General features: G+C 72.5%; 16 protein-coding genes. All 16 read right to left on the reverse strand.

Going from position 1 to position 13,799, the window contains the following annotated elements:
• On the reverse strand, positions 1-750 hold a 750-nt coding region (gene trpB / locus B7X32_RS11275; RefSeq protein ID WP_292719538.1), incomplete at its 3' end, for a tryptophan synthase subunit beta.
• The gene (gene trpC, locus B7X32_RS11280) at positions 747-1,556 is read right to left on the reverse strand and encodes an indole-3-glycerol phosphate synthase TrpC (protein ID WP_292719564.1); all 810 of its coding nucleotides are present in this window, start codon (positions 1,554-1,556) and stop codon (positions 747-749) included. The genes trpB and trpC, both read right to left, overlap by 4 nt.
• Positions 1,557-1,558: 2 nt before the next feature.
• Positions 1,559-1,789 carry a DUF6704 family protein gene (locus B7X32_RS11285; RefSeq protein ID WP_292719539.1) on the reverse strand — a complete coding sequence of 77 codons (231 nt, stop codon included), beginning with the start codon at positions 1,787-1,789 and terminating at the stop codon, positions 1,559-1,561.
• Between the two features lie 97 nt (positions 1,790-1,886).
• Positions 1,887-2,465: a Trp biosynthesis-associated membrane protein gene (locus tag B7X32_RS11290; RefSeq protein WP_292719540.1), complete on the reverse strand. Its 579-nt coding sequence runs from the start codon at positions 2,463-2,465 to the stop codon at positions 1,887-1,889.
• Positions 2,465-2,866, reverse strand: coding sequence for a phosphoribosyl-AMP cyclohydrolase (gene hisI / locus B7X32_RS11295; RefSeq protein WP_292719542.1), 402 nt, complete (start codon positions 2,864-2,866; stop codon positions 2,465-2,467). Before hisI ends, B7X32_RS11290 begins: the two co-directional genes overlap by 1 nt.
• A complete protein-coding gene (gene hisF / locus B7X32_RS11300; RefSeq protein ID WP_292719544.1) occupies positions 2,863-3,657 on the reverse strand; it encodes an imidazole glycerol phosphate synthase subunit HisF in 795 nt (264 codons plus the stop codon). Before hisF ends, hisI begins: the two co-directional genes overlap by 4 nt.
• A complete protein-coding gene (gene hisG / locus B7X32_RS11305) occupies positions 3,657-4,499 on the reverse strand; it encodes an ATP phosphoribosyltransferase (protein ID WP_292719546.1) in 843 nt (280 codons plus the stop codon). The genes hisF and hisG overlap by 1 nt, the downstream gene beginning before the upstream one ends.
• 41 nt (positions 4,500-4,540) lie before the next feature.
• The gene (locus B7X32_RS11310; protein ID WP_045252002.1) at positions 4,541-4,804 is read right to left on the reverse strand and encodes a phosphoribosyl-ATP diphosphatase; all 264 of its coding nucleotides are present in this window, start codon (positions 4,802-4,804) and stop codon (positions 4,541-4,543) included.
• Entirely contained in the window at positions 4,801-5,496 is a 696-nt protein-coding gene (gene rpe / locus B7X32_RS11315) for a ribulose-phosphate 3-epimerase (protein WP_292719552.1), read from the reverse strand. Before rpe ends, B7X32_RS11310 begins: the two co-directional genes overlap by 4 nt.
• A 129-nt stretch (positions 5,497-5,625) precedes the next feature.
• Positions 5,626-6,981, reverse strand: coding sequence for a transcription antitermination factor NusB (locus B7X32_RS11320; RefSeq protein WP_292719554.1), 1,356 nt, complete (start codon positions 6,979-6,981; stop codon positions 5,626-5,628).
• Positions 6,982-7,115: 134 nt separating this feature from the next.
• Positions 7,116-8,072 carry a methionyl-tRNA formyltransferase gene (gene fmt, locus B7X32_RS11325; RefSeq protein ID WP_292719556.1) on the reverse strand — a complete coding sequence of 319 codons (957 nt, stop codon included), beginning with the start codon at positions 8,070-8,072 and terminating at the stop codon, positions 7,116-7,118.
• Positions 8,073-8,160: 88 nt separating this feature from the next.
• Positions 8,161-10,242 carry a primosomal protein N' gene (locus B7X32_RS11330; protein ID WP_292719558.1) on the reverse strand — a complete coding sequence of 694 codons (2,082 nt, stop codon included), beginning with the start codon at positions 10,240-10,242 and terminating at the stop codon, positions 8,161-8,163.
• 29 nt (positions 10,243-10,271) lie between these two features.
• On the reverse strand, positions 10,272-11,465 hold the full coding sequence (gene metK / locus B7X32_RS11335) for a methionine adenosyltransferase (protein ID WP_292719560.1): 1,194 nt from the start codon (positions 11,463-11,465) through the stop codon (positions 10,272-10,274).
• 134 nt (positions 11,466-11,599) lie between these two features.
• Positions 11,600-11,854, reverse strand: coding sequence for a DNA-directed RNA polymerase subunit omega (rpoZ, locus tag B7X32_RS11340; protein WP_045273081.1), 255 nt, complete (start codon positions 11,852-11,854; stop codon positions 11,600-11,602).
• A gap of 98 nt (positions 11,855-11,952) precedes the next feature.
• Positions 11,953-12,864 carry a guanylate kinase gene (gene gmk, locus B7X32_RS11345; protein ID WP_292719562.1) on the reverse strand — a complete coding sequence of 304 codons (912 nt, stop codon included), beginning with the start codon at positions 12,862-12,864 and terminating at the stop codon, positions 11,953-11,955.
• Positions 12,857-13,711: an orotidine-5'-phosphate decarboxylase gene (pyrF, locus tag B7X32_RS11350; RefSeq protein ID WP_292719566.1), complete on the reverse strand. Its 855-nt coding sequence runs from the start codon at positions 13,709-13,711 to the stop codon at positions 12,857-12,859. Before pyrF ends, gmk begins: the two co-directional genes overlap by 8 nt.
• Positions 13,712-13,799: the final 88 nt, after the last annotated feature.

Here is a 13,799-nt window from a genome sequence, read left to right on the forward strand (position 1 = left end):
GTCGTCGAGGAACGCGTCGAACATGCCGATCGCATTGGATCCGCCGCCGACGCACGCGAGGACCGCATCCGGCAGGCGTCCTGCCTCGTCGAGCAGCTGCTGGCGCGCCTCCTCGCTGATGATCTTCTGGAAGTCGCGCACCATGGCAGGGAACGGGTGCGGGCCCGCCGCCGTGCCGAAGATGTAGTTGGTGGTCTCGACCGACGCGACCCAGTCGCGATAGGCGTCGTTGATCGCGTCCTTGAGGGTGCGCGATCCCGTGGTGACCGGGACGACCTCCGCGCCGAGAAGGCGCATGCGGGCGACGTTGAGCGCCTGACGCTCGGTGTCGACCTCGCCCATGTAGATCGTGCACTCCAGGCCGAAGAGCGCGGCCGCGGTCGCGGTCGCGACGCCGTGCTGACCTGCTCCGGTCTCGGCGATCACGCGCGTCTTGCCCAGCCGCTTGGTGAGCAGGGCCTGGCCGAGCACGTTGTTGATCTTGTGCGATCCGGTGTGGTTGAGGTCCTCGCGCTTGAGGAAGATCCGCGCCCCGCCTGCGTGCTCGGCGAACCGCGGCACCTCGGTGATCGGCGACGGGCGCCCGGCGTAGGAGTGCAGCAGCGTTGCGAGCTCCGACTGGAACGCCGGGTCGGCGATCGCCGCGTGGTAGGCCTCGGTCAGCTCGTCGATCGCGGCGATGAGCGATTCGGGCATGTAACGTCCGCCGAAGTCGCCGAAGAACGGCCCCGGCTGGTCGCGCAGACTCACTTCGTCTCCCTCCGGTCGCTCAGTGCGTCGCATGATCCGGCCTCCAGGAAGGAATGCAGGGTGGCGACGGGGTCGCCGGTGACGAGGGCTTCGCCGATCAGCACGGCGTCGGCGCCGGCCGCGCGGTAGTCCGCGACGTCGGCGGGGGTGAGTACGGCGGACTCGGCGATCTTGACCGAGGTGGACGGGATGCGATCGGCCAGCCGGCCGAAGAGCTCACGGTCCAGCTCGAGGGTCTTCAGGTCACGGGCGTTCACGCCGATGAGGTGCGCGCCCAGGTCGATCGCGACCTCGAGCTCCTCGGCGGAGTGGGTCTCGACGAGCGGTGTCATGCCCAGCTCCAGGATGAGGGCGTACAGCCGCTCCAGATTCACGCGATCCAGGCCCGCCACGATGAGCAGCGCCAGGGACGCGCCCGCGGCGCGCGCCTCGAACACCTGATACGGCGTGGCGATGAAGTCCTTGCGGAGCACGGGGACCTGTACAGCCGCGGTCACGGCCTCCAGGTCGGCCAGGCTGCCGCCGAAGCGGCGCTCCTCCGTGAGGACGCTGATCGCGGACGCCCCGCCCTGCTGGTACAGGGAGGCTTGCAGCGCCGGATCCGGGATCTCGGCGAGGGCTCCGCGCGACGGGCTCGCCCGCTTGACCTCTGCGATGATCTTCACCCTGTCGGCGGGCGCCAGAGCAGCGCGGGCATCGAGTGCCGGGGCGCGATCGAGGGCGGCGCGCTCCACGATCGCGAGCGGACGCTCCCGCTCGCGACGGGCTGCGTCCTCGACTGCGCCGGCCGTGAGGTCGGCGAGCACCATTAGTGCGCCTTCGGCTGGTACTTCGGGCCCTTCGCGCCGTAACCGGCCTTGGAGAGCACCCAGCCGGAGATCGCGCCGATGACGATCAGCGCGACGCCCACCCACACCACGACGGGGACCTCGAGGAAGAACGCGGTCGTGCCGACGGCGAAGCCGAGCAGCATGATCACCACGGCGGTCCAAGCCGCAGGCGAGTGTCCGTGGCCGGGGTCTGCGATGGGGTTGCTCATGTTCTCCTCCGAGCGTCGGGTGGTGTGTTCAAGTCTATCGGGATCGTGCATCGCGGCGAGGACGCTGGGCGGCACAGGGCGTCGAGCGGAGCTGCGGTCAACGCGTGGGGTCCGTGCCGCGGCTGAGGTCGTCCCAGCTCTCGACCGCATCGACCGGTCCGTCGTGCGGCACGGGCGCGGTGCGATAGCGCCGCCCGCCGCTGCGCCACCGGCCGGCGGTGACCAGAGCGAGCCCGCCGCCGAGCAGGAGCAGGATCCAGCCCACGAGCGCCGCCCAGGGCCAGGCCGTGACGGCGATGCCGTCGATGATCGCCGACAGCGCGGTGTCGCCTGCGAGACCCGTGGCCTTGGTCAGCGCAGGGCTCACGGCGTCGAGCGGATGCTGCAGCAGGATCCGCGCCGTCAGCACGAGCATGAGGGCGCCGACCACGACCGCGATCGCGGCGAAGACGCGCCGCATCACGGGGCCCACCAGCGCGATGGCTGCGCAGAGCGCGAGCGCCGTGAGGCTCAGCGGGGCGAGCACGGGCAGCGCCGCGTTGCCGGCGACCTCGAGCGCCTCTCCCCCGTCCGCGCGCCCGACCGTGAGCCACGTCTGCGTCGAGGAGAGGATTCCGATGCCGCCCGCGAGCAGGATCAGCAAGAGGCTCGTGGACTTCGCACGGCGCGTGAACATCACTCCGTCGCCCGCCCGGCGCCGTCCGCGGCGGCATCGTCCCGAGCCGCGGTCACCACGGGAGCGAGATCGGTGCCGTCGAAGCACGTGCGGGTGCCGGTGTGACAGGCCACCCCGATCTGGTCGACGAGCAGCAGCACGGTGTCGCCGTCGCAGTCCAGGCGAGCGCCGCGCACGTGCTGCACGTGGCCGGACGTGTCGCCCTTGCGCCAGTACTGCTGGCGGGAGCGGGACCAGTAGGTGGCGCGGCCGGTCGTCAGGGTGCGGCGCAGCGCCTCCTCGTCGGCCCAGGCCATCATGAGCACCTCGAGGGTGTCCCACTGCTGCACGACGACGGGGACCAGGCCCTGGTCGTTCCAGGTGACGAGGCGCAGTTCCGCCTCGATGCGGTCGTCGGTCATTCGGTCTCGCTCCGCTCGCTCAGCGCACTGCGCCGCACGGTCACTCCTGCGGCGCTCAGGGCGGCCTTGACGTCGCCGACCGTCAGCTGGCCGGAGTGGAACACGCTCGCGGCGAGCACGGCGTCCGCGCCCGCGGCGATGGCCGGGGCGAAGTCCTCCGCCTTCCCCGCACCGCCCGAGGCGATCACGGGCACGCTGGAGACCTCCCGCATGAGGCTCACGAGCTCCAGGTCGAATCCGTCCTTGGTGCCATCGGCGTCGATCGAGTTGACGAGCAGCTCTCCCGCGCCGCGCTCGATCGCCTCGCGGGCCCAGTCCAGCGCGTCGAGGTCGGTCTCGGTGCGGCCGCCGTGGGTGGTCACGGCGAACCCCGAGGCGGTGCGCGAACTGCGCTTGATGTCGAGCGAGAGCACGAGCACCTGGGCGCCGAAGCGGTCGGCGATCTCGCCGATGAGTTCGGGGCGGGCGATCGCCGCGGAGTTCACGCCGACCTTGTCGGCGCCGACGCCCTGCAGACGGGCGACGTCGTCGACCGAGCGCACCCCTCCCCCGACCGTCAGCGGCACGAAGACCTCCTCGGCGGTGCGGCGCACCACGTCATAGGTGGTGGCACGCTCGTCGACGGTCGCGGTCACGTCCAGGAAGGTGATCTCATCGGCGCCCTGCGCGGCGTAGTGCCGCGCGAGCTCGACCGGATCCCCCATGTCCCGCAGGTTCTCGAAGTTCACTCCCTTGACGACGCGTCCGGCGGCCACGTCGAGACAAGGGATGACGCGGGCGGTGAGCGACATCAGAGCCTCGCGGCGTGGATCGCGGTCACGAGGATCGCCCGTGCGCCCAGCGCGTAGAGCTGATCCATGACCTGGTTCATGCCGCGGCGCGGGATCATCACCCGCACGGCGACCCAGGCCGGATCCCGCAGCGGGGACACGGTCGGGGATTCGCGACCCGGGGCGATCGCGGCCGCCTGCTCGACGAGATCGGCGGGCAGGTCGTAGTCCAGGAGCACGAAGCGGTGAGCGACCATGACGCCGCGCAGCCGCCGCAGCAGCTTCTCGGTGCCCTCGGCGTCGCCAGGGCGGCTGATCAGCACGGCCTCGGATTCGATGATCACCGGTCCGAAGATCTCCAGCCCCGCCTGCCGAAGGGTGGTGCCGGTCTCCACGACGTCGGCGATCGCGTCGGCGACGCCCAGTCGCACCGCGGACTCCACTGCGCCGTCCAGCGGGACCAGCTCCGCCTCGACGCCGTGCTCGCGCAGGTAGTCGTCGACGAGTCCGGGGTAGGCGGATGCGACCCGCACCCCGTTGAGGTCCTCGAGGGTCTTGAACCGGCCGGGAGGCGCCGCGAAGCGGAAGGTCGAGCGCGCGAAGCCGAGCTGCTCGATCTCACGCGCCGCGGGGCGGCGCACGTCGCGCAGCAGGTCGCGACCCGTGATGCCGACGTCCAAGGCGCCGGAGGCGACGTAGGTGGCGATGTCACGCGGACGGAGGAAGAAGAACTCGACCTCGTTGTCGGCGTCGATCACGTGCAGGGTCTTGGTGTCGCGGCGGCCGGCGTATCCGGCTTCGGCGAGCATCTCGGCGGCGGTCTCGGACAGCGATCCCTTGTTCGGGACGGCAATGCGCAGCATGGGGAGGTCTTTCGTTCGAAGCGATCCTGGTCGGGGGCGCTTCACAGATGTCGGTAGACGTTCTCCAGGGTCAGTCCCTTGGCCAGCATCAGCACCTGCAGGTGGTACAGCAGCTGGGAGATCTCCTCGGCCGCGGCCTCGTCGCTCTCGTACTCGGCGGCCATCCACACCTCGGCCGCCTCCTCCACGATCTTCTTGCCGATCGTGTGCACTCCCGCGTCGAGCTCGCGCACCGTCCCGGATCCCTCCGGGCGCTCGGCCGCTTTGCGGCTCAGCTCGGCGAACAGTTCGTCGAAGGTCTTCACCCTCCCAGGCTACCGGCTCGCGCGAGCCCCCGGAGCCGCGTGACGGCCGCTTCCACGTCATGGGAGCCGTAGACGGCGGATCCGGCGACGAAGGTGTCGGCGCCCGCGGCGGCGGCCTGGGCGATCGTGGCATCGGAGATCCCGCCGTCGACCTGCAGCCACACGTCGGATCCGCGGCGCTTCGCCTCGTCGGCGAGAGCGCGCAGCTTCGGCATCGTCTCCGGCATGAAGCCCTGCCCTCCGAAGCCGGGCTCGACCGTCATCACGAGGATCTGGTCGAACTCGCCGAGGATGTCGTAGAGGGGCTCGGCCGCCGTGCCCGGCTTGATCGCGACCCCGGCCCTTGCACCCATGCTGCGCAGTCGGCGCGCGAGCGCGACGGGATCGGTCGCCGCCTCGAGGTGGAAGGTGACGCTCGCCGCACCCAGTTCGGCGTATCCGGGCGCCCAGCGGTCCGGATCCGTGATCATCAGGTGCACGTCGAGCGGGATCGGGCTCGTCGCCTGGATGCGCTCCACCATCTGCGGTCCGAACGTGAGGTTGGGCACGAAATGGTTGTCCATCACGTCGACGTGCGCGAAGTCGGCGGTCGCGATGCGGGCGAGATCCGCCTGCATGTTCACGAAGTCGGCGGCGAGGATCGAGGGGTTGATCCGGGGGGCTGCGGGCATTTCGGCGCGGGATGCGGACATGCGCCCATTATCCCGGTGTCGACGCCCCCCACTGCGCTCCCGGCTTCCGGGTCGTCCCCGTCAGCGCACGCTATGGGCTCCGCTGGCGGGGACGACTCGGGAGCAGGGGGCACCGAGTCGGCGGGCTCCTTACGGGCGCTTGCGGAGCAGCGACAGGAACATCGCGTCGGTGCCGTGGCGGTGCGGCCAGAGCTGAGCATGACCGGATCCGCTCGACGGCTCCGGCAGATCGATCGGCTGCTGCGACACGGCACGGACGACCTCGCGAGCGTCGAGCTCCTGCACGTCGTCCCTGTCGCGGAGGACCGTCTGCACCACCGCGGCGGTCTCGGCGAGGTGCGGCGAGCAGGTGACGTACGCGAGGATGCCGCCGGGCTTGAGCGCGCCGAGCGCGGCCGTCAGCAGATCCTCCTGCAGCGCCGCGAGCTCCGGGACATCGGCCGCGGTCTTCCGCCACCGCGCCTCCGGACGGCGCCGGAGCGCCCCGAGGCCGGTGCACGGCGCATCGAGCAGGATCCGGTCGTAGGCACCGGGTCGCTCGACGGCGAGCACGCGGCCGTCCTCCTCCGCGACCTCGACGTGCAGCGGCACCGAGGCGACGGCCTTGCGGACCAGTCCCGCCCTGGCCGGCACGACCTCGTTCGCGTCGAGCGTCGCACCGCTGTGCAGCGCCTCCGCCGCGAGCAGCGCGGTCTTGCCGCCGGGGCCCGCGCACAGGTCGAGCCAGCGCTCCCCCGCCGCGACGGGCTGCGCGCCGACGAGGGCGAGGGCGACGAGCTGCGACCCCTCGTCCTGCACGCGCACGCGGCCCTTGTGGGCGGCGACGACCTCTCCGGGATCTCCGCCTTCGGATCCGAAGGCCGTCGGCGCGTACGGCCGCCGGGGCTCCTGCGGCTCCGCAAGCCCCGGAAGAGCCACGAGCGTGACCTCCGGCGCGACGTTGTCGGCGGCGAGGAGCTCTTCCAGCTCCTCCTCACGGCCCTCGGCCGCGAGGGCGCGGCGCAGGGCCCGGATGATCCACACCGGGTGCGCGAAACGGAGTCCGAGGCGCTCGTCGTCCGACCGCGCCGCGGCGCTGACGGCGTCGAGCCACTCCTCCTGCGTGCGCGCGGCGATCTTCCGGAGCACGGCGTTCGCGAAGCCGGACGCTCCACGCCCCGCTTCGCGTGCGACGAGGTTCACCGACTCGTTGACCGCGGCGTGCGTCGCCACGCGGGTCGCGAGGATCTGGTGCGTTCCGAGGCGGAGCGCATCGAGCACCGGCGGATCGATCTCGGCGATCTCGCGGCCCGCCGCCTGGGCGATGATCGCATCGTAGGTGCCGAGACGGCGGAGCGTCCCGTAGGCGAGCTCGGTGGCGAGGGCCGCATCCGCAGCGGAGAGCCCCGCCTCCCTGATGGCGCCGGGCAGCAGCAGGTTGGCGTAGGCGTCGGAGGTGCTGACGGCGCGGATCACGTCGTAGGCAACGCGCCGCGCGGGTTGCACGTCGCGGGGGCGCGCGTCCCGCGAGGGTGCGCGGCGCGTCGTTCCGCCGCCGCTCTGCCTCCGCGGTCCGCCCTGGCCGTCCGCGCGCCGCTGAGGGTCCCGATGATCGTCGCGACTCTGCCGACCCTGCGCGCTCATCGTGCCTCGTCTCCCTCGCCCGCCGACGTGACGTCGAGCCGTACGGTCGCGCCGTCGGCGACCCGCAGGCCGCGAAACCAGTCGGCGGCCGCCATCGCGGCCTTGCCCGCAGGCTGCACCCGCACGAGGAGCAGCGGCACGGTGCCTGTCCCCACGAGCACGCCGCCCTTGGTCCCGCGCAGCGCGCCCGGCGGCAGCGGATCCGCGTCCTGCGCCCGTGCGAGCTCCCGCACCTTGAGCGGTGCACCGTCGATCGCGGTGTGCGCGCCGGGTTCGCTCGTCACTCCGCGGTAGCGGGCGAACACGGCGTCGGCGGATGCGGTCCAGTCCAGTCTGCCGTCATCGAGGGCGAGCTTCGCGGCGTGCGTGGCCTCGCCCTGCTGCGGAACGGGACGCGCGGTGCCGTCGGCGATCGCGGCGACCGCCTCCGCCGTCAGCTGGGCGCCGTCGACGGCGAGCGAGGCGAGCGCCTCATCGGCCGTCGCGTCGTCCGCGACCGGATAGACGCGCATGGCGTGCACGTCTCCCGCGTCGAGCGCGGGCACGAGCTGGAAGACGGTGGCACCGAGTTCGGCGTCGCCCGCGATGAGCGCCCGCTGCACCGGCGCCGCGCCGCGCCAGGCCGGCAGCAGCGAGAAGTGCAGATTGATCCATCCGTGCTCCGGCGCGCTCAGCAGAGGCTCGCGCACGAGGCCGCCGTAGGCGACGATGACGCCGAGCTCGGGTCGGAGTGCCGTGATGCGTCCCGTGGCCTCCTCGTCCAGGCGCGCGGCCTTGATCGCCGGGATCCCGAGCGCCTCCGCCTCCTGGGCGACCGGAGACGGCGTCAGGATCCGCTTGCGTCCGAGCGGCGCGTCGGGACGGGTCACGACCGCGACGATCTCGTGCTCGCCGGCGAGGCGACGGAGGGTGGGCACGGCGGCCGCCGGGGTTCCGGCGAAGACGAGGCGCATGAGGGTCCTTCGAAGGTGCTGCGGGATGTTCGAGACGAACGGGGTGGTTCGGGGATGTCGCGGGGTGGGTCCGCTGGCTCTGGGTGGCTCAGAGGTCGGGTTCGGTGACGTCGAGCCTCACCGAGAGCGTAGTCCGTGGGGTCCTGCCCTTGGCTCGACGGCGCCCCATCGCCTCGGCCACCACCGCGGCGCGGAGCGTGCCCGCCACGCGTGCGCCCTCCGCATAGGGGAAGCGCACGAGCGCGCGCTCCCGACCGTCGTCGTCGCCCTCGATCGGGACCGGCCCGAGCACGGCATCCGGCGGCAGCTGAAGGGCGGCGATGTCGTCGAGGGCGCGGCGGACGCCCGCGGGCGTGCCCTCGAGCTGTGCGACCCGCACCGACGGCGGCATGCGCAGCGGCGCGCGTTCGGCGAGTTCCGCGCGCGCGTACGACGCCTGCGACCAGGTGGCGAGGGCGCGGGCGACCGCGCCGTCGACGCCGACGAGATGGACCGGCGCCCCGGGGGCCGCCAGAGCCGCGGCGTTCGACCACCAGCGCAGGCAGGACTCGCCGATCCGCAGCTCGGGCGCCTGCAGCATGCGCGATCCGTCGAGCAGCACGACCGCGCGATACCCGCCCTCCGCCAGCGGTTCGGCCCCGCGCGTCGCGACGACCAGCGCCGGCTTCGCGTCGACGCGCTCGACCGGGTGGGTGCCGTCCGCGACGATCACCCTGACGCCGGGGAATGCCCGCCCCAGCTCCTCCGCCGTGCGCTCGCTGCCGGATGCGGCCAGGCGCACGGTGTCGCCGCCGCAGGAGCCGCAGGCCCACAGGCGCGCGCCGCGCCCGCACCACGCGCAGACGGGTGTCGCCCCGCGATGCGCGGCGCCGAGCGGTCCCCCGCAGGACGCGCAGCGCGCGGGGGCGCGGCACGAGGCGCACACCAGCGTCGGCGAGAAGCCGGGCCGGGCGACCTGCAGGAGGACGGGGCCGGTCGCCGCGGCCTCCCGCGCCGTCAGGAACGCCCGGGACGGAAGGCGCTGACCGCGGCGGTCCAGATCCTCCGTGGTATCCAGCACGACGCGCGGCAGCTGTCGTCGCGCGGCCGTGATCGCGCGGATCCATCCCGTCTCGACCAGGCGCTCGACGTCGGTCGTGCGGGTGTGACCGGCGAACAGCAGCGCCGATCCCTCCTGCTCCTGCCGCAGCAGGGCGACGTCGCGGGCGTGCACCCCGGGTGCGAGCGGCTCCGCGAGCAGGCTGTCGCCGTCGTCCCAGAGCGCCACCAGCCCCGCCCGGACGGGGGCGTACGCGGCGGAGCGGTTGCCGACGACGATGCACGGCGCGTCCTCGAGGGTGCGGAGGTACGCGCGGTAGCGGTCGGGATTGGTCTGGCGGGAATCCAGCCGGGCGATGGGCGCATCGGGCGCGAGCGCCTCGAGCGCCGCGAGGAGCAGATCGAGGTCGCGGTAGTCCGGCACGACCAGGACCGCCGACGCGCCGCCGGCGACCGTGCGGGCCGCCGCGGCCGCCAGGAGCCGGGTCCACTCGGGCAGCCCGTCTGGGCCCAGCCGCGGAATCGCCTCCACCGCCGCCCGCGCGGAATCCGAGAGCGCCTCAGCGAGACCCTCGTACAGGGCGATCGTCTCAGCGACGGCGGGGAGCACCGGGGCGAGCGCGGACGACGCGCCGTCGTCCGCCTCCTGCGATGCGTCGTCCGCCTCCAGGGCCGGAGCGTCGCCGTCCTGCGTCGGTTCGGTGTCTTCCTCCGGAGCGCTCTCGGCCTGGGCCGGCTCGTCGCCCGCCGCGTCCGACCGCCCGCCGCCCGCGGCGAGCCATGCCTTCTCCACGCGGACCTGACGCTTGGGCACGATCAGCCGGAGCACGTCGGACGCGCTGCCCGCGGCGCGATCGGCGACGCGGCGGGCGAGCGTGCTGAGCCGCTGCGGCAGCACCTGCGCGCGCGACACCACGGCGTCCACCTCGGCGAGGGTCCTGGTGTCGTCGTCCTCCGTGTCGAGCTCGATCAGGTAGGCGTCGATGACCCGCCCGGCGGAGCGCAGCGGCACCCGCACACGCACCCCCGGCAACGCGTCGTCGATCAGGTCCGCCGGGAGGGCGTAGTCGAACAGCCGATCCAGCTGCGGGACCGGCGAGTCCAGCAGCACGCGGGCGATCGGCCGTGGCACGAGCGGAGCTTGCGGGTGAACGGGGTCGATCAGAGGCCGGCGGCGCGGCGCAGGTCGTCGGCGCGCGTCGTCTGCTCCCAGGTGAACGTCGGCAGCTCGCGGCCGAAGTGCCCGTAGGCCGCGGTGGCGGCGTAGATCGGGCGCAGCAGATCCAGCTCCTCGATGATCGCCTGCGGGCGCAGGTCGAAGACCGAGCGGATCGCACGGGTGATCGTCTCGTCGTCGACCTTGCCGGTGCCGAAGGTCTCCACGTACAGTCCCACGGGCTGCGCGACGCCGATCGCGTATGCGACCTGCACCTCGAGCCGGTCGGCGAGACCCGCCGCGACCGCGTTCTTGGCGACCCAGCGCATCGCATAGGCGCCGGAGCGGTCGACCTTGGACGGGTCCTTCCCGCTGAAGGCCCCGCCGCCGTGCCGTGCGGCGCCGCCGTAGGTGTCGATGATGATCTTGCGGCCGGTGAGGCCCGCATCGCCCTTCGGCCCGCCGGTCACGAAGGGGCCGGCCGGGTTGATGTAGTGCGTGACGCCGTCGAGGTCGAGACCGGTCGTGGCGAGCACCGGGTCGATCACGTGCTCGCGGACGAGCGCTTTGAGCTCCTCCTGCGAGATATCCGGGTTGTGCTGGGTGGACAGCACCACCGCGTCGACCGTCTTCGGGGTGTAGCCGTCGTAGCCGAGGGTCACCTGGGTCTTGCCGTCGGGACGCAGGAACGGCAGCGTGCCGTCGCGGCGGACCTCGGTCAGGCGCTCGGCGAGGCGGTGCGCGGTCCATGCGGCCATCGGCATGAGCTGCGGCGTCTCGGTCGTGGCGAAGCCGAACATGATGCCCTGGTCGCCTGCGCCAAGGAGGTCCCTGGGATCGGACGAGCCGCCCTCGCGGTGCTCGCGCGCCTGGTCCACACCGCTCGCGATGTCGGCGGACTGCTCCCCCACCGAGACGCTCACGCCGCAGGACGAGCCGTCGAAGCCGGTGTCGCTCGAGGTGTAGCCGATGCCGTTGACGACGTCGCGGACGATCGTCGGGATGTCGACGTAGCCGGAGGTGCGGATCTCCCCCGCGACATGCACGAGACCCGTCGTCACGAGCGTCTCCACGGCGACGCGCGCCCCGGTGTCCACCGAGAGCAGGCCGTCCAGGATCGAGTCGGAGATCTGGTCGCAGATCTTGTCGGGGTGCCCCTCGGTGACGGACTCGGAGGTGAACAGACGCAGCGCGCTCATCGGTGCTCCTTGATGTGGAGGGAGGTGGGTTGGGACGGGATGCGCCCCTGGCTACGGGCCGGTGCGCCCGAGCCCAGTATGGACGGAGCCGCCGACATCCACGGACGGGATGACGGCGGCTCCGGAGGCTCGGCTCACTCCGCGTGGCGGATGCGGAGCTTGTCCTCGTTGATCTCGTGCAGCGCGATGGTCAGCGGCTTGTCCTCGACCGAGGAGTCGACCAGCGGGCCCACGTTGTCGAACAGGTTGCCCTCGTGCAGGTCGGAGTAGTAGTCGTTGATCTGACGCGCGCGCTTGGACGCGTAGATGACGAGCTCGTACTTGGACTCGACGCGGTCGAGCAGGTTGTCGATGGGCGGGTCGATGATGCCGTTGTTGTGTCCGGCCATGGTGGACCTCCTGTTGGTGGGATGTTCGGCGACGCGTGTCGCGAAGAATTCGGGCGTGCGCACCGGCCCTCGGAATTGCTCAGGACCGGCGAGAGCGGTCAGCGCGCAGACGCCGAGGTCAATTCTACGACCTCTCGGGCGGCAGTGGCGACGTCCTCGTTCACGACCCTGTGGTCGAACTCGGACTGGGAGGCCAGTTCGACCTTCGCGGTGCGCAGGCGGCGCGTGCGTTCCTCCGCGTCCTCGGTGCCCCGGCCGACCAGCCGCTGCACGAGCTCGTCCCAGGACGGGGGCAGCAGGAACACGAGGTTCGCGGAGGGATCCGCGGCCCGCACCTGCCTGGCGCCCTGCAGGTCGATCTCCAGCAGCACGGTCTTGCCCTCGGCCAGCGCCGCCTCGATGGGCCTGCGCGGAGTGCCGTAGCGGAAGCGGTTGTGCACGGTCGCGTACTCGAGCAGCTCGCCCGTCGCGATCATGCGGTCGAACTCGGCGTCGTCCACGAAGAAGTAGTGCACCCCGTCCTGCTCCCCCGGACGCGGGGCACGCGTGGTCGCGGAGACGGACAGGTGGATCTCGGGGTGGTTCTCGCGGATGTGCGCGGCGACTGTTCCCTTGCCGACCGCGGTCGGCCCTGCGAGCACGAGCAGCCTGCTGCGCCCCTCGCGGGGCACGGGCTGCGGGAACCTGGTGTCGACCCACTGGCGCAGCGCGAGCTGCTGGCGGGATCCGAGGCCCCCGAGCCGTTTGACCGGCGAGATCTGCAGCTCCGTGAGGATGCGATCGCGCTTGCCCGCGCCGATCGCGGGCAGAGCGGTGAGGAAGTCCGGCACGCGCAGCGTCCCTGCCGTCGAATGCGGGTCGGCGGCGGCGGCCAAGACGTCCTGCGGAGCGATCACCCGCATCGTCAGATCGCGCTTCAGCGATGCCCTCGCACGGCGGCGCTCGACCGCTCGACGAGCGGCGGCGACGCGATCGACCTCGGGGACTGCACGCCCTGCCGGTTCAACCACCCATGACCTCCTGGTAGCGCGCGGCGCGCTCTTCGATCGTCGCTGCGATCCGGTCCGGACCAGCGGACAGGATGCTCCGGCTTTCGGAAGCCAGGACGTTACCTGCCAGCGTACCGAATCTCGACCGCAGATCCGCGGGTGTCGCCCCCTGCGCGCCGAATCCGGGCGCCAGCAGCGGCACCGCGCGCAGCGTGTCGTCATCCAGGGCGAATCCGGCCCGGTCGATGGTCGCCCCGATCACGAGGCCGACGGATCCGAGCCCGCCCTCCGGGGAGTCGTAGGCCGTCACATCCCGCGTGATGCGCAGCGCCGTGGTCTCCCCCTGCGTGGTCGCGAGGGCCGCGGGGACGAGCGCCTGCTGCACCGGCGCCCCCTCGGGGTTGCTCGTCGCGGCGAGCACGAAGACGCCCTTGCCCGCGGGAAGCGCGCGCGTGATCGCCTCCGCGAGCGATCCGCCGCCGAGATAGGGGCTGATCGTGAGCGCATCGGCTTCGAGCGGCGCGCCCGGCTCCAGCCACGCCTGCGCGTAGCCGGCCATGGTCGTGCCGATGTCGCCGCGCTTCGCGTCGGCGATCACCAGGAGTCCGGCCGCGCGCGCCGCCGACATGACGTCTTCGAGCGCGGCGAAGCCGCGGGATCCGAAGCGCTCGAAGAACGACACCTGCGGCTTGACCATGCCCGCCCGCCCCGCGGCGGCCTCGACCGCCGTGAGCCCGAACGCACGCACGCCGTCGGCCGTCTGGGGCAGCCCCCAGGCGTCCAGCAGCGCCTCGTGCGGGTCGATGCCCACGCAGAGCGGTCCGTGCGCATCCAGCGCCCGGCGCAGCCGCGCTCCGAAGGACGTCACGCTCACGCGCGCGCCAGCCGGTCCTGGGCGTACTCCTGGAGGCTGCGGACCTCGAAGCCCTTGTCGGCGGCGTCCATCCCGCTCACGG

Origin of the sequence: Microbacterium sp. 13-71-7 (assembly GCF_002257455.1) — a bacterium.
Taxonomy (GTDB): domain Bacteria; phylum Actinomycetota; class Actinomycetes; order Actinomycetales; family Microbacteriaceae; genus Microbacterium.